The sequence below is a fragment of the Pseudoalteromonas sp. SR43-3 genome (assembly GCF_014163875.1).
Classification (GTDB): Bacteria; Pseudomonadota; Gammaproteobacteria; order Enterobacterales; family Alteromonadaceae; genus Pseudoalteromonas; species Pseudoalteromonas distincta.
Genome location: NZ_JACJEC010000001.1, coordinates 419417 through 437937, shown reverse-complemented (window position 1 = coordinate 437937; position 18521 = coordinate 419417). Strand labels below are relative to the sequence as shown.

17 protein-coding genes are annotated in these 18521 nt (G+C 40.1%); 7 read left to right on the top strand and 10 right to left on the bottom strand.

Annotation, left to right across the window (positions count from 1 at the left end; translation table 11 throughout):
- Positions 1-237: 237 nt before the first annotated feature.
- Genes H5088_RS01930 through H5088_RS01905 form a run of 6 tightly spaced genes read right to left on the bottom strand, consistent with a single transcriptional unit; the run spans position 238 to position 5641 of the window.
- On the bottom strand, positions 238-1368 hold the full coding sequence (locus H5088_RS01930) for an FAD-dependent oxidoreductase (RefSeq protein WP_058429833.1): 1131 nt from the start codon (positions 1366-1368) through the stop codon (positions 238-240).
- A gap of 1 nt (position 1369) precedes the next feature.
- Complete coding sequence (locus tag H5088_RS01925; RefSeq protein WP_182752083.1) at positions 1370-1726, bottom strand: Rieske (2Fe-2S) protein; 357 nt, start codon at positions 1724-1726, stop codon at positions 1370-1372.
- A gap of 2 nt (positions 1727-1728) precedes the next feature.
- Entirely contained in the window at positions 1729-2664 is a 936-nt protein-coding gene (locus H5088_RS01920) for a VOC family protein (protein WP_154902988.1), read from the bottom strand.
- A 10-nt stretch (positions 2665-2674) separates the two neighbouring features.
- Positions 2675-3835, bottom strand: a complete 1161-nt coding sequence (locus H5088_RS01915; RefSeq protein WP_182752082.1) for a S9 family peptidase — start codon at positions 3833-3835, stop codon at positions 2675-2677.
- A gap of 35 nt (positions 3836-3870) precedes the next feature.
- Positions 3871-4659 carry a cyclase family protein gene (locus H5088_RS01910; protein ID WP_154902990.1) on the bottom strand — a complete coding sequence of 263 codons (789 nt, stop codon included), beginning with the start codon at positions 4657-4659 and terminating at the stop codon, positions 3871-3873.
- Positions 4652-5641, bottom strand: coding sequence for a fumarylacetoacetate hydrolase family protein (locus tag H5088_RS01905; RefSeq protein WP_182752081.1), 990 nt, complete (start codon positions 5639-5641; stop codon positions 4652-4654). The genes H5088_RS01910 and H5088_RS01905 overlap by 8 nt, the downstream gene beginning before the upstream one ends.
- 149 nt (positions 5642-5790) lie before the next feature.
- Between H5088_RS01905 and H5088_RS01900 the strand changes: the two genes are divergently transcribed.
- Entirely contained in the window at positions 5791-6699 is a 909-nt protein-coding gene (locus H5088_RS01900; RefSeq protein WP_182721105.1) for a LysR family transcriptional regulator, read from the top strand.
- Between the two features lie 43 nt (positions 6700-6742).
- Here H5088_RS01900 and H5088_RS01895 read toward each other — a convergent pair whose 3' ends face one another.
- Both H5088_RS01895 and H5088_RS01890 read right to left on the bottom strand, forming a co-directional pair.
- A complete protein-coding gene (locus H5088_RS01895) occupies positions 6743-7795 on the bottom strand; it encodes an MBL fold metallo-hydrolase (RefSeq protein WP_220488812.1) in 1053 nt (350 codons plus the stop codon).
- The gene (locus tag H5088_RS01890; RefSeq protein WP_154902994.1) at positions 7746-10262 is read right to left on the bottom strand and encodes a TonB-dependent receptor; all 2517 of its coding nucleotides are present in this window, start codon (positions 10260-10262) and stop codon (positions 7746-7748) included. The genes H5088_RS01895 and H5088_RS01890 overlap by 50 nt, the downstream gene beginning before the upstream one ends.
- Positions 10263-10623: 361 nt before the next feature.
- Here H5088_RS01890 and H5088_RS01885 point away from each other — a divergent pair, with 361 nt between their 5' ends.
- Entirely contained in the window at positions 10624-11826 is a 1203-nt protein-coding gene (locus tag H5088_RS01885) for an MFS transporter (protein WP_154902995.1), read from the top strand.
- A gap of 19 nt (positions 11827-11845) precedes the next feature.
- Here the strand turns inward: H5088_RS01885 and H5088_RS01880 are convergent, their stop codons facing one another.
- On the bottom strand, positions 11846-12739 hold the full coding sequence (locus H5088_RS01880) for a LysR family transcriptional regulator (RefSeq protein ID WP_154902996.1): 894 nt from the start codon (positions 12737-12739) through the stop codon (positions 11846-11848).
- A 98-nt stretch (positions 12740-12837) separates the two neighbouring features.
- Here H5088_RS01880 and H5088_RS01875 point away from each other — a divergent pair, with 98 nt between their 5' ends.
- Genes H5088_RS01875 through H5088_RS01865 form a run of 3 tightly spaced genes read left to right on the top strand, consistent with a single transcriptional unit; the run spans position 12838 to position 15415 of the window.
- Positions 12838-13554, top strand: a complete 717-nt coding sequence (locus H5088_RS01875; protein ID WP_182752080.1) for a CoA transferase subunit A — start codon at positions 12838-12840, stop codon at positions 13552-13554.
- A gap of 2 nt (positions 13555-13556) precedes the next feature.
- The gene (locus H5088_RS01870; protein WP_182716394.1) at positions 13557-14228 is read left to right on the top strand and encodes a 3-oxoacid CoA-transferase subunit B; all 672 of its coding nucleotides are present in this window, start codon (positions 13557-13559) and stop codon (positions 14226-14228) included.
- The gene (locus H5088_RS01865; protein ID WP_182752079.1) at positions 14225-15415 is read left to right on the top strand and encodes an acetyl-CoA C-acetyltransferase; all 1191 of its coding nucleotides are present in this window, start codon (positions 14225-14227) and stop codon (positions 15413-15415) included. The genes H5088_RS01870 and H5088_RS01865 overlap by 4 nt, the downstream gene beginning before the upstream one ends.
- A 102-nt stretch (positions 15416-15517) precedes the next feature.
- Here H5088_RS01865 and H5088_RS01860 read toward each other — a convergent pair whose 3' ends face one another.
- On the bottom strand, positions 15518-16231 hold the full coding sequence (locus H5088_RS01860) for a GntR family transcriptional regulator (protein WP_182752078.1): 714 nt from the start codon (positions 16229-16231) through the stop codon (positions 15518-15520).
- 214 nt (positions 16232-16445) lie between these two features.
- On the opposite strand from H5088_RS01860, the gene H5088_RS01855 reads away from it, so the two are divergent.
- Together H5088_RS01855 and H5088_RS01850 are read left to right on the top strand one after the other, a co-directional pair.
- Positions 16446-17537, top strand: coding sequence for an aromatic ring-hydroxylating dioxygenase subunit alpha (locus H5088_RS01855; RefSeq protein WP_182752077.1), 1092 nt, complete (start codon positions 16446-16448; stop codon positions 17535-17537).
- A gap of 14 nt (positions 17538-17551) precedes the next feature.
- A complete protein-coding gene (locus H5088_RS01850) occupies positions 17552-18508 on the top strand; it encodes a PDR/VanB family oxidoreductase (RefSeq protein WP_182752076.1) in 957 nt (318 codons plus the stop codon).
- Positions 18509-18521 lie beyond the last annotated feature (13 nt).

The following is an 18521-nucleotide window of genomic DNA, read 5'->3' as shown; positions in this document are numbered from 1 at the left end:
ATGGTTATTAGTGGTGTGTTCGGAACGTTTGTAGGTTTACATGTATTAAATAAAACTCATGGAGCTAACTTTAGAAAGGTATTACGACTTATCTTGAGCTTTTTATCCCTGCATTTGATATGGCAAGGCGTCCGTTATTTTTATAGTTAGTTGGGATAAGGTAAATAATACCCCCTCGCTGTCACTCATTTTCAGCGAAGGGGTATTAACAACCTAGTTAACCTAAAAACGGGTCAGTTATATTGCTTTAGCTAAAGCAATATGGGAGTCGCGCATAATTGCAGAGTGCTCAGCTTTGTCGCCTCCTTCTATTTCAATTTGAGCAAGCCGACCCGAGTTTTCAACAACAAGCTTACAACGCTCCCAACGGCGCTCTTTAAAGGCGCTAAGTGCTTGTTCCAAGTGAGCATGATTAGTTAGTTCATCAGCCAATACAATAGCATCTTCAATACCTATACATGCACCCGACGCTAAATGGGGTGTTGTTGCATGTACTGCATCGCCGATAAGGACGATTCGGTTTTTGTGCCATGCATCTTTAACTAATAGTCCTTCAAGCGGGCGGTAATCAATTTTAGAGTTTTCATTTAGATGAGCATGTATCTCTTGTACTACAGGAGCCGGAAATTTGGCTACAAGTGCTTTTAATAAAGGTAAAAAGTCTTTTGGTTCAATATAATTATTTTCAATTTTATCTTCAGTAACAAACATATACATTTCGTTTTTCGACATAGGGTTAACCCCTACTTTAATATGTTCGCCTACCCACATTACCGTGTTATCAATGCCTTCAAGGCGAGGCAGTACGGCTCGCCATACACCTTGGCCTACAAATTTAGGCTTTTCAGCTTCAGGGAATATGATTTGTCGTACTTTTGAGTACAAGCCATCAGCACCAATAATTAGGTCATATGTTTTTGTCGTGCCATCGGTAAAGGTTACTGTTGCCCCATTTTCGTCTTGTTCTATAGATGAAAATGTACAGCCAAGCCTAACATTGGCATTGGTTTGTTTCGTTTTATTTGCCAAAATTTGTGCAAGTGCTGGTCGCATTATAGCGCCCGCTTTTGGAATATTAGCATCAGCCATTAATGGCGTTGGTATATGGGCAAGGTGCAAACCATGCGGGGCATATATATCTAGCCCTTCATGGGCACTGCCTTTTGCTAAAAACTCTTCTAAAATTCCAAGTTGTTGAAAAGCTCGAATGGTGGCTCCGCCTAAACTGATCCCAGCCCCTTCTGCTCGCCAGTTAGGGTCAATTTCGACCAAATCGACAGCAATATTTTTTTTCTCAAGTTCGATGGCTGCTGACATACCAGAGAAGCCACCACCAATTATTAATACATTAGAAATACACGGGTTCATTTTAGAACTCCTTTATTGTTGTTATATCCACCCAAATTTCATTGTGTTGGCGAATATCTAATTCAATGTTTGTTAAGACCTGATTTTTACATGGCCCTTGTGTGCAAATACCAGTGCGAATTTCGAATAAAGCGCCGTGGGCAGCGCAGACTATTTGATCACTTTTTGAATCTAAGTATTTATCTTTTTTCCAAGGTAATGTGGTATCACCGTAGTGAGGACAGATATCTTTATAGCCATAATACTCCCCATTTTTATGAACTATAAAGAGGCTGTCGCGCCCTTGATTAAGAGGGTCAAAGCCTTTCGCTTGCCCCTCTGTAATATCGCTTTTATGGGCGATAAATACTTTACTCATGTTTACTCTGGTTTACCCGGAGGTGGGCCCATTGGTGCCCACTTTTCCCGGTACTGAAGTAAGAAAGCTTGCGAATTATCAGCACCAGGCATCGCTTCTCGCGCAGTCCATTCATCATCATGTAAATCCATATCAGCATCATACTCAATGTTGCAGCCAAACGGACTTTTGAAGTACCAGAACCAATTTGATCCGAATATATGACGACCTGGCCCCCAAAAGCTTTGATAGCCTTTATTAACTAAGGCAGTACCTGCCTGAGAAACTTCTGTTGGTCCGCTCATATGAAAAGTGAAATGCTCAATACCTTGCATATGTGGTGGGGTATTTATAAAAAATAATGTGTGGTGATCATTGGTACCGGCAGGGCGCATAAAAGGACCTACGTGGGTAAAACGATCCGTAGTAATAAAGCCTAAACGCTGTGCGTAAAAAGCTTCAGCTTTAACGGCATCCGGTACAAAATACACAACATGAGAAAGGCTACGAGGCTTTGCCTTGAAGTCTGTATTAATACCAATATTGTTTACAGCACGGTTGTTTTCACACCCTGGCGCGTTGACTTTTTCTGCTGGTAGATTCTCGAGCGATTGCCGTATGGTCACTTGAAAACCAATAACAAACCCTAAATCGTCAACAGATTCGATACTGCCATCGTCTAAAGTTGTTACTGTTCGGTCTTTTTCAAGCTCTGTTTTTAAAGCATCTATTGTATGCTGATCTTTTACACCGTAAATTGTTTTACGCAGCATTGAACCAGTAGCAAGAGGATTCGGTAATGAGCTGTCATCTGCTTTTTTAATCTCAATACCTGTGCCATCAAGAGCAACAAATCGTGTTTCAGTTTTTTGTGTTAAGCCATAATCTAGTGCGAACTGCTTACAACTCTCGGTGTCTTCAACACCAAAAACAAGCGTATCGGGGCCAATAATATTCATGGTGTGATCCTTATTGTTTTTTTAATTCGTTAAATGTTTCAGCTACCCAATCAGCTATGTACTGACCCGCGTTTGAACTGTTGTCGAAGCTAGAGTGCTGTACACCACCTTCTCGTTCTGTAAAGATTTTTAGCTCACGCTTAGGGCTATTGACTAGTTGCTCAAAGGTGCGCTCGGCCCATTTAAGTGGAATTTGCGAATCTTTAGCGCCGTGAGTGACTAAAAATGGCACTTTAATTTTTTCAATTTGACCATCAAGGTGGACGTTTTCAGCGATTTCCATGAAGTCGTCTATATCTTTGGCGCCCCAAACCCATTGCACATGTGCCCAGTAATGAGGTACGGGGAAGTCACCTTCTTTTTCTAAGCGACGTTTTTGAACGTCACGCCAATCGTGGTTTGCACCCCATACACAGCCTAGGGCAAGTCTCGGTTCATTCGCTACCGCACGAGGGCAGTAATAGCCACCTAAAGAGACACCTTCCATGCCAATTAGCTTGCTATCTACTTCATCATGTTGTTCTAACCAATCAACAACAACACTTGCCCAATGCTCAGTGTCAAAACGAGCATGGAAGTCTTGTAGCTTTAACGCTTCACCTGTACCTGGTTGATCTAAAACAAGTGATGAAACGCCACGTTCTGCTAACCATTGTGGTAAACCAACGCGATATTTCATTTCCTTTGATGAATCTAGGCCGTTTATTTGTATAAGAATAGGGGCAGGGCCTTTAACGCCTTTGGCTTTGACATAAAGAGCACTAAGGTGTTTGCCTTCATAAGGAATTTCCACGCGTTCACAGTTTTCGTGACCCAGTTCGATTGATTTTTGAAAAAGCGAAAGTGAACGTTTATACAGCTCTGTTCTTCCCGAGGCGCCATGTGCTTGAATGCGTTCACAGGTTATAAGGTAGGTTGCAGCGCGATTATATTTGTACCCTGCAGAAAGCAGTCTGCCACGTTCTAGATCTTCTTCAGCAAGACCACATAGTTTATCGGCCATTTTAGCCCACGTGTCTCTAAATGCTTGAACGCCTTCTTTATCTGGTGATTTTGCAGCCTCTTGTAAAGGGCCACACATTTCTTCGATTTCGCCAATGCGAGCGCCCATTTCGATAGCTAAATTTACTGATAAATTCCATACATAATTCGTCGGGAAATACTTAAACATAATAACCTCTTAATAAATTAATGTGTTGTGCTCAACTACTTTTCTAGAAATGCGACAGCTCTGACAAAACCTGCTGAGGCATGTTTAATTTTGTAAGGAAAACATGAAACTAAAAAACCACTACTTGGTAGTGATGCTAAGTTTGCTAGCTTTTCCATTTGCCCATAACCAATGTCGCGACCCGCTTTATGGCCTTCCCAAATGATTGATGGGTCGCCGCTTTCTTCGAAACGTTGTTTAGTGAATTTAAAAGGAGCATCCCAGCTCCAAGCGTCGGTACCCACAACTTTTATACCGCGCTCTAAAAGATACAAGGTGGCTTCGCGGCCCATACCAACACCAGCATCAAGGTAACCAGGCTTACCGTAAACAGAGCCTGCACGGGTATTGACTAAAACGATGTCTAACGGCGATAAGGTGTGATTAATTCGGGCTAGCTCTTTTTCAACGTCTAGGGCAGTAATTACATAACCATCAGGGAAATCTCTAAAATCTAATTTAACACCGCGTTGAAAACACCACTCCAAGGGCAACTCATCAATACCAAAGGCTGGTTTTCCACCATCTGTGGTAGAGGCATAGTGCCATGGTGCGTCCATGTGAGTGCCACTATGAGTGGTGATCTCTAAACGTTCAGCCGCCCACGATTCATTCCCTGGGAGTTGATCTTTTTTTAAACCAGGGAACATTGATGACATTTCTGGCCAACCTTGTTGGTGGTCGGTATACTCGATTTTTGGTAATAATGGCGGTGGATCGGTATAGGGGTTATTCTCAAGCGTTACCGATAAATCGATTAATGTGTATTGTGATGGATTAAACATGTGTATTCTCCATTATGGCTTCTTGTTTTATATCTCCAAATATTGACTTGCCCTGCGAATCTAGTACTCGCATATGAACTGTTTCGCCAGATTGTAAAAAGTCTGTTTGTGGTTTGCCTGTGGCAATCATTTCCTTAGCACGTAGCTCTGAGATACAGGCTTGTCCTTTACTAATATCTGCGTTAGAAACAGTACCTGAGCCAAACACGGTGCCCGCTTTAATAGGGCGAGTTTTAGCGACATGGGCAATTAATTCATGAAAACCAAAAAACATCTCTGTGCCATCAGGCGCACCAAACCATTTGTCGTTACGGTAAACTTCTAGTGGCAGTGAAATACGACCATTACGCCAGTTTTCACCAAGCTCATCAGGGGTAATAGCAAATGGTGCGAAGCTGGTAGGGCCTTTAGCTTGTACAAAGCCAAAACCTGTTTTCATTTCTCTTGGCCCGAGTGCGCGATAGCTGATGTCGTTAAGCATGACTATTAGACGTATTTTCTCAAGTGCAAACTCTGGACTACTCCCCATTGGGATGTCACCGACCATCACGCCAAATTCACCCTCAAAATCAAGACCAACTTCGTTACTTGGAGCTGCAATTTTATCATTAGCGCTAAGAAAGCTATCGCCAGCACCTTGATAAACAAGTGGATAAATATCAGCATCTTCGATTGGGTCCAGATGAAATGCTTGCTGCATCAACACGCCATGATTTAAAAAAAGTGAACCGTCTAACCATTGCCAACTACGTGGTAAAGGGGCCATTAATTGAGTTTTACACACTTTATTAATGCCTGTTAGCTCAAGTGCGTTAAGTGCCTCGTAGCGAAGTAAAAGCTTATCTTGTATAGCAGGCCATAAATCTAGTGCCTCTTGGAGCGTGCCGGCTAGGTCGCTAATGTCTACGTAGTCAGTTAGATCCTTAGAGACTAATACAAGCTGACCATCTGGTTTTGAATTATTAATTGTTGCAAATTTCATTGTGTGTCCGCAGATGTTGTTAAACTTTGGTTTAAGTCATATTAATACTTCATTTGCAATTGATGAAATTGAATGTTTAGATAGGTTGTATCAATAATTTTAATACTTAAAAATAATCAAAATTTAAAAATCAGCAGTGGGCCAATGTTATGAGATTTGAGCATTTAGATTTAAATTTACTGGTTGCATTAGATGTTTTACTAGAAGAAAAAAACATAACCAAAAGCGCTAAGAGACTGCATTTATCGCAGTCTGCTATGAGCAGTATTTTGGGTAGAGCACGTGCCTTTTTCGAGGATGACTTGTTGGTGCAAGTTGGTAAAACTATGCAACCGACCCCTTTTGCGCTTGAAGTTCAAGTACCAATTACTGAAGTTCTGACAACCATTAGAGGCGGGATTATTGGTAAGCGATTTAATGATCCATTAAAAAGTGAACGTCATTTCAAAATTGTTGCATCGGATTATGTTATTCAAGTTCTGTTTTCTAGTATTTTAACCGAGCTTGCTACGTTAGCTCCATTATTGACGTTTGAGTTTTTATCGCCGTTTTCGCATGAAGTTAATATACTTACCAAAGGAGGAGCCGATTTATTTATAGCACCGGAATCGGTAATGCTTGATGGTTACCCTAGTTCATTACTTATGGTTGATGAACTTGCATGTGTAGTCGATATGGATAACAAGTTAGTTGCTGGTGATGTAATTTCAGCTGAACAAGTTGGCAGTATGGGGCATGTGTCGGTAGGTTTTGCACGAACAAGTCATTTAAGTATTGAAACATGGTTAACGGAGACGATGGGAGGAAGTCGAAAAGTTGATATTATTACAAATGACTTTTCTACTATGATTTATACTTTGAAGGGGACTCAACGCGTAGCTATTTTACCCAAAAAGTTTGCCAATATACACGCACAAAAGCATGGTTTAAAGGTCGTTTCATTTCCCTTTGATACACCCCTTTTAGTTGAATCAATGATGTGGCACCCTACACTTGATAACGACCCTATACACCGGTGGTTAAGAGAAAAAGTAATTTCTACTGCACAAAACTTATAAAAAAGTCGCCTTAATAGGCGACTTATAGTTTTATATAATTAGGTCAGTGCTTTAATTCATACCGATTCAAATCTTGAGCTATTGATATCGTCCCTTTGTATTCACCTTGCACTTGCTTGGTATAAAAGTCGATTTCCTCTGAAGTATCTAACCCTGGCGCCATATGAGTAATGACGAGTTTTTTTACGTCTGCTGCTTTAGCCAGCTCACCGACCTGCTGAGGCGATAAGTGATGCTTTGAAAGGTGCCTATGAATACCTTTAAATTTTTTCTCTGGCATACGAGGATTCGTTTTCTTAATTTGATTAACGGTATGATCAATATCCATCATCTCACTAACTAATAAATCAACGCCGTTTGCGAGTTTTTCTACGGCCTTACTAGGGCCCGTGTCACCAGTGTAAACAGCAGTATAACCATCATCCAGTGTAAACTTAAACGATAAAGCTTGAAACTTGTTCCATTCGTCACTGCCTTTTGGCCAGCTATAATGAGTGTTTCTAATTACATTTAGGGTAAAGTCATCAAATTTAATATCTGAGCCATCTTGAACCTCAATTACTTTAATATTGTTATTTGCAGGAGCTGGAACTTGACCAGGAACACCATAATGACCTAATGCACCGTAAGTCATGTATTTAAAAATACCATCAACGGTTTGCTGAGTACCTGGCGGGCCATATATAACAAGCTCATTATTAGCACTTGTTTGCCACCTTAAGCTAATAATTGCAGGCAAACCACCTGTGTGATCAAAGTGAAGGTGACTTAAAAATATAGCATCCACATCCTTTATATTAAGTCCTGCTTTTGCTAATTGCCCTGCAGTTCCATCACCCGCATCTACTAAATAGGTATTACCATTAACAAGCATCGCATTAGCTGGTTGAGAGTGTTTTGCATTAGGAATAGGGCCTGCCATCGTACCTAGAGTTATCCACTCATTTTTTGTTTCGCTTGCGTTACCGTTAAACGTAAATGCTAAACAGCCTATAGATAGAAATAAATTAAATAAAATACTACTTTTTTTCATTGTGTGTGCTCTCTTAATAGAAGTCATATTTAAATGTAATGCCGTATGTTCTTGGTTTTTCATAGGTTGACACCATGGTGTTGCCACCATTTGCAAATAACTGTGATGTTGCTTTTATCTCTTCGTCAGTTATGTTTCTCACATATGCGAGAATTGACCACTTATCATTTGCTGAAAATAATTGCATAGAAGTGTCTAAGGTAATAACATCTTCAGCACGCTGTGATGGTAAGAAGTCAAAGCCAACCCAACGTTCGTCGCGGTAACGAGCATCAAAAGACACCGATGCCGAATAACCATTATTAAACTCTAAGTAATGGTTAATACTTGCAGTTAAAGAAAGTGATGGCGAGTTTCTGCCTTCCTTACCTGAACAGTTGACATTATATGTGGGCTCCCCATCAGTCATGCTTATTACCGTTGTGTCACAACCAGTCACAACATTTACAGCTTCGTCTGGCGTTTTTTGAAGGTAACTAAACTCTTCAATCTCATTTTTTAGGTATTGAATATTACCTTTGATTCGTGTTGCTTCAGTCAGTTGATAAAGAATATCAACTTCAACGCCTTTAATACTTGATTGACCTATATTTTCAGTAAAGAATGCAGAATTACCATTACCATCAATACCAAAGTGACTTGCCTGTTGATCTTCATAATCCCAAATAAATGCCTCAGCATTGATTTGTAAATAATTATCTAAAAATCTATTTTTAGAACCAAATGTCCATGCGTTTATATACTCAGGTAAAAACTCTTCACGACCTGCTGTTGGACTAAACCCTCCTGAACGATAGCCTGTTTCGTAACTAGTGTAGAGTAAATTACTATCAGCAATATCGTATTCTATTGCTGCTCGATACGTTATTTCGTCATTTTCTTGAACACGGTCAATTTGTGTTTGGTTAATGAAAAGCAAGTTTGCACGCAGGTTATCTGGCGCACCAGGAAACAACGGAATTTGGCCATACGGAACAGGACCTCGATTAGCTATAGGAGCTCCTTCTGGCAAATCCGCTGGATCAATAGATGCAATTGTTTCTGCAACAGTTGCACCAACAGGAATAACTGGCGCACCGTCACAATTAGGGATTTCTGGTCCGCCAGGGTAGGCTGGTAAATCTCTAATACATAAATTTAGAAATACATCCGCTTGTCCCTTAAATTCTTTTTTATCTTTGGTCCAACGCACAGCACCAACGAGTCTAAGATCATCAGAGATGTGATATTTACCATGAACAAAAAACGCGGTTGACTTTGTACTGGAGTTTTCAATATCTTGCGTTGATTGCAAGCTGTATTGGTTAAATGAGGCTAGACCATCAACTTTTTCATCAAAGTAAAAGCCACCCATAATTAAATCAAGCGCCCCTACGGTTGTAGAGAAACGAGCTTCTAAACTAGATTGCTGGTGATTTTCTTGATTAATAGCTGCTTGGAAAGCGGGATTATTAAATAAAACGTCAACCGTATTCTCTCTATAAGCCGGAATAATTGTTAGATCACCCAATGATGTTGCAACGTTTAACTCTGCCGACACCCCCATATACTCGTTGTCTATATAAGGGTCATATAGGGGAGTGATAGAAGTAAATGCTGGCGAGGTTATTTGGCCTGTGTAGTATTCAACTGCAGCTGGTGTACCTGGGCCTGTATGAGGAGCTGATACATTATCTGGAGCAGGATTGAAGTTGTAACCTGGAATATTTTTTGGGTGGTTATTACTTCCTTGGAGTGGGAATCCGTAACTACCTTCAAATGAAGGTGAATTACCATTGCCTTTTGTTGTTGAGTAATCTGCAGTGACGGTAAGGTTTACATCTTCTGAAAACTCACCAAATAAACGTGCGCGGAATGCGGTATCATCTGTTGCCGCTGTACCATCATCGTTGTAGCCGTCATTTTTAGTTTTACCAATCGCAAAACGAGCTGCCCAGTCATCGCTTATTGGTAAATTGACAGCACCAGAAGCTGTTATTGTTCCATAGTTAGCAGCACCAATAGAAATATTGCCAAATGTCTCACCAAGTTCAGGTTTTGTTGAAATAACATTGATCGCACCCGCTGTTGCATTTCGGCCATAAAGAGTGCCCTGAGGTCCCTTTAAAACCTCTATACGTTCTACATCTAAAAATGATGCCGTTGTGGCTGTTGGGCGCCCTAAAAATACACCGTCTACGTTAAATGCTAAAGCAGCATCTGTGTATGCATTTACAGCAAAGTTACCAACGCCTCTGACAAAAAATACAGTATTAGAGCCGCCACCAGAGACAACATTGAGTGCAGGTGATATTTTATTAAGCCCTGTTGCATCGGTAACACCGATGCGTGATAGTTCTTTACCTGTTGCGGCATCAATAGGTACAGCCACATCTTGTAAACTTTCTGTTTTTCTAAGTGCTGTAACCGTTATTAACTCAATACCACTATCTGCTTTAGGTTCTGTAGTTTTTTCGGCAGTTTGAGCCGAAATAGCTAAAGGTGCTAAACATGCAGTCAGAATACATGAACGTAAATACGATTTGTTCATAGTTCTATCCTTATAATTGTGTGTGTAAAAGCGTTTTACTAATCACTTGTTAATACAAGTGACGAGATTGCGATGTGTGTGCAACGCAAAAGTAAAGATAAAGTAAAAACTGCATATCAAGTTAATTGATTTTTATGATTGAAGTTACCTATTTCATAGATACATGAGAGAGCTAGGCACTCTAGCGAGGAAAGGTGATAAAAAAGGTAATTGCAATTAACTATTTATTTACGTGATACATTCTATCTAAATATTAAATTCTACAATTGGAAACTTTCAACACATAGTGGAGCCTTCGGGTTTGTATTTAATGACCCGACAACACACTAAGCAAAACACACAATAATTAAAGGAAGTTTTTATGAATACTATCTCGCCCACTGTGGCTTCTACTAAACACGGTATTATTTTAATTTTAGCGGCTATTATGCCTGTTATGGCAGTCATCTCCCTTGTTCCTGTGCTGCCTATGTTACTTGAAGAGTTTAAGCATATTAGTGGTTATGAGGTTTTAGTGCCTATTGCTATGACTATTCCTGCACTCTGTGTTGCTGTATTCTCTCCAATTGCGGGTTCTCTTTCTGATAAGTTTGGCAGGAAGTCGCTCCTTATTTTTGCTCTGTTAATATACAGCGCTGTTGGGGTATTACCTTATTTCTTGGAAAGTTTATCTCATATAATAGTATCTCGTATTTTTTTAGGTATTACAGAAGCGGTTATTATGACAATTGCTACCGCATTAATTGCTGACTACTTCATAGGAAAAGAAAGACAAAAATGGATTTCTATACAAATAGCGTCAGTGAGCTTAAGTGCTATTTTTCTCATTGCACTTGGCGGTATGTTGGGTGAAGTATTGGGTTCAAGAGGCCCATTTGTTTTATACTTACTTGCCTTGCCTGTTGCTTTGCTGGTTGCTTTAAACTTATTTGAACCTAAAGTAAGAGCAAATGAAGACAAACAACTCACGGGATTCCCTGTAAAAAAAGTACTGCCTCTATTATTTATAACACTATTTGTTGGTATTATTTTTTATTCTATGATTGTAAAACTAGGTGAAGTACTGTCGATTAGTCAGGCAGTGACGCCCGCTATTATTGGCGGAATAGGAGCTTTAGCAAATATAGGTGTTGCATTAGGTGCATTTTGTTACGGAAAAATTAAGCATATCTCAGGGCCACTTTTATTATGTGTTGGTTTTGGTTTAAGTGCCTTTGGTTACTTTGCAACAGCAGTGTCTTCTTCAATTGTAATTTCATCAATAGCTATTTTTATTGGTTGCTTGGGTTTTGGCTCTTTATTACCAACGACTTTAACATGGGTATTAAAGCTACTCCCTGAAAATGTACGTGGTAAAGGAACTGGGATGTGGACGGGTATGTTCTTTTTAGGTCAGTTTACAGCACCTATTGTTGTAACTTTACTTCAAAAAACATTGGACTCTTTGAGTGCTGTGCTTGTGCTAATTGCTATTTGTTGTGCAATTGCATCGCTGGTCGCTGCACTAAAAAGTAAAGGTGCAAGAGATTTAAAGTGTGATGATACAAATAAGGCACCTGTTTGAACATTCAATGGGCCTAAATTCAATCTCTTAACTCCAATGAATAGAGCTTAATTGTTTCAAGCATTGATTTAGCCGCGATAGATAAAGACGTGATAGGTTTAGAAATAACGCCTACACGTCTTGCAATAATAGGGGAATTTATTTCTCTGCATATTACGCCTGCTTCTAATGCTTGCTCTTTGCAAAGTGCAGGTACAACAGCCACTCCTAAATCATTACTCACCATCCTTATAACAGTCGCTAACTGGTGCGCATCAAATGCAGGGTTGAGTGCAATGTTATGCTGCGAGAGAGTGTCTTCAATTAGCCCTCTGACAGAAGAGGGACTTTGCAGAGTAATTAACTCAAACTTTAGTAGCTCCGACCAACTAATACTATGGCACTTAGCAAGCGGATGAAATTGAGGTAAAACCACAATAAATTGATCGTTATACAGCGGATGAAATACTAAGTCACCATTATGTTTAGGCTCAAATGAAATACCGAGTTCCACCAAGTCAGCATTTACCAAGTCAATAACCGTATCAGATAAGACATCGTCCACTGAGAGTTTTATGTTTGGGTACTTTGTATGAAAACGCTTAATTATTTTTGGCAAAATTGAACTGGCAAAAGAGGGCATGGCTGCGATAGATGTATGCCCAAGATCCAGTGCAAATCGCTTTTTCATCTCTCGTTCTGCTGCGTCTATTTGGTTTAATAAGTTTTTAGCGACAGGTAAAAATGCTTTACCTTCTTGGGTGAGTACTAATGTACGTGTTGTGCGAGTTAATAATTTACCGCCCAAGCTCTCTTCTAAATTTTTGATACTTAAACTAAGCGCGGGTTGCGATAAGTGTAATTTAGCTGCGGCTTCTACAAAGCTTAGGCTGGAAGCCACCTGCGTAAATGCCTTCAATTGTTTTATATTCATTTATAAGAAAAACTAATTAATAAAACATAATTATAAAATTAACTATATCTTGCTTTGTTGTCAAACTAATAAACACATTCTTAATTTGGACTTAAACAATGGCTGGATTTAATAAAGTAGTAATTACGTATTCTCAAGCGCTTGAAGGACTTGAAGACGGTATGACCGTTTTAGCTGGTGGCTTTGGCTTATGCGGTATACCAGAGAATTTAATTAAGGAAATACAAAAAAAAGGTACTAAGGGGTTAACGCTTGTGTCGAATAACTGTGGTGTTGATGACTTTGGTTTAGGGTTGCTGCTAGAAAAACGACAAATCAAAAAGATCATTGCGTCTTATGTTGGTGAAAATGCAGAGTTTGAGCGACAAATGATGTCTGGTGAACTGGATGTTGAATTGACACCTCAAGGTACATTAGCCGAAAAAATGCGTGCCGGTGGTGCCGGTATTCCTGCCTTTTTCACCGCAACGGGTTATGGAACTCAGGTTGCACAAGGGAAAGAAGAACGTAACTTTAAAGGTAAAACCTACATTTTAGAAGAATCGATAAAAGGTGACTTTGCCATTGTAAAAGCGTGGAAAGCCGATACGTATGGTAATTTAGTTTATCGAAAGACAGCACGTAACTTTAACCCTTTGGCGGCTACAGCGGGGAAAATTACGGTGGCAGAGGTTGAAGAGATTGTAGAGGCAGGACAATTAAATTCAGATGAAATTCATACTCCTGGCATTTACGTGGATCGTATTATTAAAGGTTCATTTGAAAAACGTATAGAACAACGCACTATTCGTGCTTCGCAAGCTGAAGGAGTGTAACAATGGCTTTATCTCGTGAACAATTAGCAATGCGTGTTGCGCAAGAATTACAAGATGGATATTACGTTAACTTAGGCATTGGTATTCCGACGCTTGTTGCTAACTATGTCCCTGAAGGTATTGAAGTAATGCTTCAATCTGAAAATGGCTTATTAGGCATGGGTCAATTTCCAACAGAGCAAGAAATTGATGCTGATTTAATTAATGCCGGCAAACAAACGGTGACTATGGCAACCGGCGCCTCTGTTTTTGATAGTGCAGAGTCGTTTGCCATGATCCGTGGCGGGCATGTTGATTTAACCGTATTAGGTGCCTTTGAAGTAGATGTGAATGGTAATATTGCGTCTTACATGATCCCTGGTAAGTTAATTAAAGGGATGGGAGGCGCTATGGATTTAGTGGCGGGTGCTGATAATATTATTGTCACAATGACTCATGCATCAAAGCATGGTGAATCAAAGTTATTAGCAAATTGTACATTGCCATTAACAGGTAAGGGCTGTATTAAAAAAGTATTAACTGATCTCGCTTTTATGGAAATTAAAGACGGTAAATTTCATTTGTTAGAAAGGGCGCCGAATGTCTCGGTAGAAGATATTCAACGGTTAACAGCAGGTGAGCTTGTTATTCCTGAGCATGTACCCGAAATGGACTTGCCCGAGGTGGTAGCATGAAGGCTGTTATTGTTGCTGCAAAAAGAACCGCAATTGGTGGTTTTGGACAAAGTTTATCAAGCCTGTCAGCTATTGAAATAGGTAGTCAGTTACTTAAAACCGTTCTTGATGAAGCACCGCAAGTAAAGCCACACATTGAGGAGGTGATTTTAGGGCAGGTGCTAACAGCAGGTTGTGGCCAAAATCCAGCAAGGCAGACAGCACTTAATGCCGGACTACCTATTAATGTGTCTGCTTTTACTATTAATCACGTATGTGGCTCAGGACTAAAAGCGGTGCAATTGGCTGCGCAATCAGTTCTTTGCGGTGATACTAAAATGGTGGTTGCTGGTGGGCAAGAAAGTATGTCTCAGGCGGCGCACGTATTACCCAATAATAGAGTACCTAAAAAATTAGGTGATTTATCACTGGTTGATAGCTTAATAAAAGATGGACTGTGGGATAGTCGTGAAAATATTCATATGGGAATTACAGCTGAAAATATAGCTGAAAAATTTGCTGTTTCTAGAGCGGAACAAGATGAATTTGCAGTTCATTCACAGCAAAAAGCAGCACATGCTATTAGTAGGGGTTTATTCAAAGATGAAATTGCCCCTATTTATATTGCAAAACGTGGAGGCGATATCCAGAGTTTTGATGTTGATGAATCAGTAAAAGCTGATACACAAATTATAAACCTTAGTAAGCTTAGGCCTGCGTTCAAAAAAGACGGTTCAGTTACTGCTGGAAATAGTTCGACTATTAACGACGGCGCAGCGATGGTGGTGGTTACTACAGACGAGTATGCAAAAAAGTTAAACTTACCTATTTTAGCTGTGATTGAAGCTACCGCTTGCGAAGGTGTTGAGCCGCTTTACATGGGCACTGGCCCAATAGCGGCCACGCAGGCTGTGTGTAAAAAAGCGGGCTGGCAGGTGCATGATATTGATTTAATTGAGGCTAATGAGGCATTTTCAGCCCAAGCACTGCACGTAAATAATGAATTAGGGCTTGATCCTAAAAAATTAAATGTAAATGGGGGGGCGGTAGCTTTAGGCCACCCCATAGGTGCTTCAGGTTGTCGTATTTTAGTCTCGCTGATATATCAAATGCAGCGAGCTAATAAAACAAAAGGGTTAGCAACACTTTGTATTGGTGGTGGTATGGGCATTGCTATGTTGGTCTCGCGTGAACGCACAAAGGCTTAATAAGTTTTAATATTTAAAGGCCTCCTTCATTAGCAAGCTTTATATCTTATAGAATATGGCTCCCTCAATATGTAAGAGTGAGTAACACTTCTGTGCAGGTTATTAATTTGCGTGCGAAATAACTGTGAGTTTGTTTTTAAGCTCTGTTCGGTGATAGTTTCGATCGTAACCGAGTGTTGCTTGTGCATGCTCACGCATAATTCCTTCAGCACGAGCACCTTGGCGAGAAAGCATTGCATGAAATACGTGGTGATGTTGCTGATGTGCAAATGCAAAGCGTTTAAACTCTTTTTGCATATTATTTTTGTCGATGGCAAGCGCGCTTACCGAGGCAAATGGTAGGTGCTCATTTTTAGATAGTGCAGCCTGGATAGCCAAGTTACCCGACGCTTCAATAATTAGTAGATGAAAACGGCGGTTCATATCATGGTAGGTTGCTAAGTCATCTTCAGTTAGTTCGGCCCCTTCAAATAATAAATCACCACAAGCAAGCAGGGATTGCATTTCATGCTTTTGTTCTTCGTTAAGGCCGTTTTCAGCAGCTTGTCGAGCAGCTAGGCCTTCTAATACTCCTCTTACTTCAATAGCGCCTTCAATTTCAATTGGTGAGACTGAGCGAACTTCGTAGCCACGCCTAGGAAGTTTGGTCAACAAACCTTCTTGTTCAAGTGTTCTAAATGCAATTCTGACAGGCGTTCTTGAAACACCTAGACGCTCAGAAGTAGCAATTTCAACGAGCCTTTCTCCGGTTTTTAGTGCTCCAGTTAAAATCATTTGTCGCAATGTGGTTACTGCATTTTGGCCTGACTTAGTCATAAAAAATTACCTTAATTACTTTTTAAACTGGATCCAATTAAGAATCTACACTGCATATAGTCATTGAAATAGTGTGAATTTACAACTAAAGCGTGACTAAAAGTACAAAAAATAAAATTATATGGATCCAATTTACGCATGTTTGTTTTATTTATCTGGATTATTAGTTTATATTGGATCCAATGACAACAAAAACACAACAGGAGATCAAGGTATGGCTAAGCAGACCTTTATTAAAAATACATGGTATGTGGCGGCAATGAGTGATGAAATCAATCACAATAAACCACTCGGCCGAAAAGTGTGTGATCAAAGTATTGCTTTTTATCGTCAGACGGATGGAAAAGTAGCTGCGGTGCTAGATTTTTGTCCACACCGTGGCGCAGCTTTATCTTTAGGATATGTTGAGGACGGCTTGCTTGTATGCGGCTATCATGGTCTAAAAATGGGTGAGGACGGTAAAACAAAAGAAATGCCGCTGCAACGTGTGCAGAGATTTCCGTGTATGAAGTCATTTGCAGTTGAGGAGCGCTTTGGTTTTATCTGGGTTTGGCCTGGTGATAAAGAGGCTGCAAATACAGATCTTATCCCACACTTACCTTGGGCTGAAGATGATACTTGGGCCTATGGGGGGGGGTTGTATCATATAAAATGCGACTATCGTTTAATGATCGATAATCTAATGGACTTAACACATGAAACGTACGTTCATGCTAGTAGTATAGGCCAAAAAGAAATTGATGAGTCTCCGGTGCAAACTGAAGTAGAAGGCGATAAAGTTTTTTGTCGCCGTTATATGGAAAATATTATGGCACCGCCATTTTGGCGAACTGCTCTGGAGGGTAATGGGCTTGCATCGGATACACCAGTAGACCGTTGGCAAATTTGTCGCTTTATGCCGCCATCACATGTAATGATTGATGTGGGTGTAGCACATGCTGGTTATGGTGGTTTTGATGCACCAAAAAATAAAAAAGCGAGCAGTACAGTGGTTGATTTTATTACTCCTGAGACTGAAAATACGATGTGGTACTTTTGGGGGATGGCACGTAACTTTAATGCCCAAGACGCTACATTAACTGATAAAATTAGAGAAGGGCAAGGCAGTATTTTCCAAGAAGATTTAGAGGTATTAGAACGTCAGCAGCAAAATCTGAAGAATTTCCCGCAATTTGATCTTTTAAAGCTTGATATAGATGCAGGTGGTGTTCAGTCGCGACGTATCATTGAGCGTTTAATCGATAAAGAAATAAATGCGAAAAATATATCTACAGACGAGCTACCACTCCAATCAGTAACATTTTAACAAAGGGAATTAGGATGATTTCAGTTATTGTTAAAAATGTGGTCATTGAGGCAAAGGCGGTTGTGAGGCTCGTACTTGGACGCGCTGACAATGTGGATTTGCCACCATTTGAGGCAGGTGCACATATTGATATAAAGCTACCAAATGGTTTGCTTCGTCAATATTCTCTATGTCGGTTACAGTGCGACCCTCGTTACTACGAAATTGCAGTATTAAAAGATCCTCAATCTCGTGGCGGATCAGCAGAGGTACATAGCCTACAAATAGGCGATCGAGTCGAAGTAAGTGAACCTAAAAATCACTTTTCATTGCTGAATCCAAAGAAAAATACATTACTGATTGCAGGTGGAATAGGGGTTACGCCATTATTAACGATGGCTCAAACATTACATAGTTTAGGGACACCTTTCGCATTTCACTATTGCACTAAATCTTCTGAAACTGGAGCATTTGTTGAAGCATTAAAATTAGGGTCGTTTAGCGATAAAATAGCGTTTCACTTTAGCCAAGAATTGCAATCGGGTCGTATGGATGTAGAACAGGTGCTAAGTGAGCATATTCATGATACTGACTTGTATATATGTGGCCCTGCTGAGTTTATAACATATGTATTAAATCATGCTCGTTTGCTGGGTTGGTCTGAGGAGAGATTGCATCGAGAGTACTTCGCCGCACCAGTGGTTGCTGAAAATGTTTTAGAAGACACGTCATTCACTGTGAAAATTGCTAGCTCAGGTAAACAGTTTACTGTAGGCGAAGGGCAGTCTATCTCTCAAGTGCTAGAGGTTAATGGGATATTTATACCAGTTGCGTGTGAATCAGGAGTTTGTGGCACTTGCCAAACTGGTGTAGTGGAAGGCAATCCGGAACATCGCGATGTTTTTTTAACAGACAAAGAAAAAGCACAAGGCAAGTTGATTATGCCGTGTTGTTCAAGAGCAAAAACAGGGTTTATAACACTCGATTTATAAATACACTTACACG

Excerpts from the sequence above, each read along its gene's own strand:
- H5088_RS01855 (WP_182752077.1), top strand. The coding sequence starts at position 16,446 with ATGGCTAAGCAGACCTTTATTAAAAATACATGGTATGTGGCGGCAATG.
- H5088_RS01850 (WP_182752076.1), top strand. The coding sequence starts at position 17,552 with ATGATTTCAGTTATTGTTAAAAATGTGGTCATTGAGGCAAAGGCGGTT.
- H5088_RS01890 (WP_154902994.1), bottom strand. The coding sequence starts at position 10,262 with ATGAACAAATCGTATTTACGTTCATGTATTCTGACTGCATGTTTAGCA.
- H5088_RS01920 (WP_154902988.1), bottom strand. The coding sequence starts at position 2,664 with ATGAATATTATTGGCCCCGATACGCTTGTTTTTGGTGTTGAAGACACC.
- H5088_RS01915 (WP_182752082.1), bottom strand. The coding sequence starts at position 3,835 with ATGTTTAAGTATTTCCCGACGAATTATGTATGGAATTTATCAGTAAAT.
- H5088_RS01875 (WP_182752080.1), top strand. The coding sequence starts at position 12,838 with ATGGCTGGATTTAATAAAGTAGTAATTACGTATTCTCAAGCGCTTGAA.
- H5088_RS01865 (WP_182752079.1), top strand. The coding sequence starts at position 14,225 with ATGAAGGCTGTTATTGTTGCTGCAAAAAGAACCGCAATTGGTGGTTTT.
- H5088_RS01930 (WP_058429833.1), bottom strand. The coding sequence starts at position 1,368 with ATGAACCCGTGTATTTCTAATGTATTAATAATTGGTGGTGGCTTCTCT.
- H5088_RS01895 (WP_220488812.1), bottom strand. The coding sequence starts at position 7,795 with ATGAAAAACCAAGAACATACGGCATTACATTTAAATATGACTTCTATT.
- H5088_RS01910 (WP_154902990.1), bottom strand. The coding sequence starts at position 4,659 with ATGTTTAATCCATCACAATACACATTAATCGATTTATCGGTAACGCTT.
- H5088_RS01860 (WP_182752078.1), bottom strand. The coding sequence starts at position 16,231 with ATGACTAAGTCAGGCCAAAATGCAGTAACCACATTGCGACAAATGATT.
- H5088_RS01885 (WP_154902995.1), top strand. The coding sequence starts at position 10,624 with ATGAATACTATCTCGCCCACTGTGGCTTCTACTAAACACGGTATTATT.
- H5088_RS01870 (WP_182716394.1), top strand. The coding sequence starts at position 13,557 with ATGGCTTTATCTCGTGAACAATTAGCAATGCGTGTTGCGCAAGAATTA.
- H5088_RS01900 (WP_182721105.1), top strand. The coding sequence starts at position 5,791 with ATGAGATTTGAGCATTTAGATTTAAATTTACTGGTTGCATTAGATGTT.
- H5088_RS01905 (WP_182752081.1), bottom strand. The coding sequence starts at position 5,641 with ATGAAATTTGCAACAATTAATAATTCAAAACCAGATGGTCAGCTTGTA.
- H5088_RS01880 (WP_154902996.1), bottom strand. The coding sequence starts at position 12,739 with ATGAATATAAAACAATTGAAGGCATTTACGCAGGTGGCTTCCAGCCTA.
- H5088_RS01925 (WP_182752083.1), bottom strand. The coding sequence starts at position 1,726 with ATGAGTAAAGTATTTATCGCCCATAAAAGCGATATTACAGAGGGGCAA.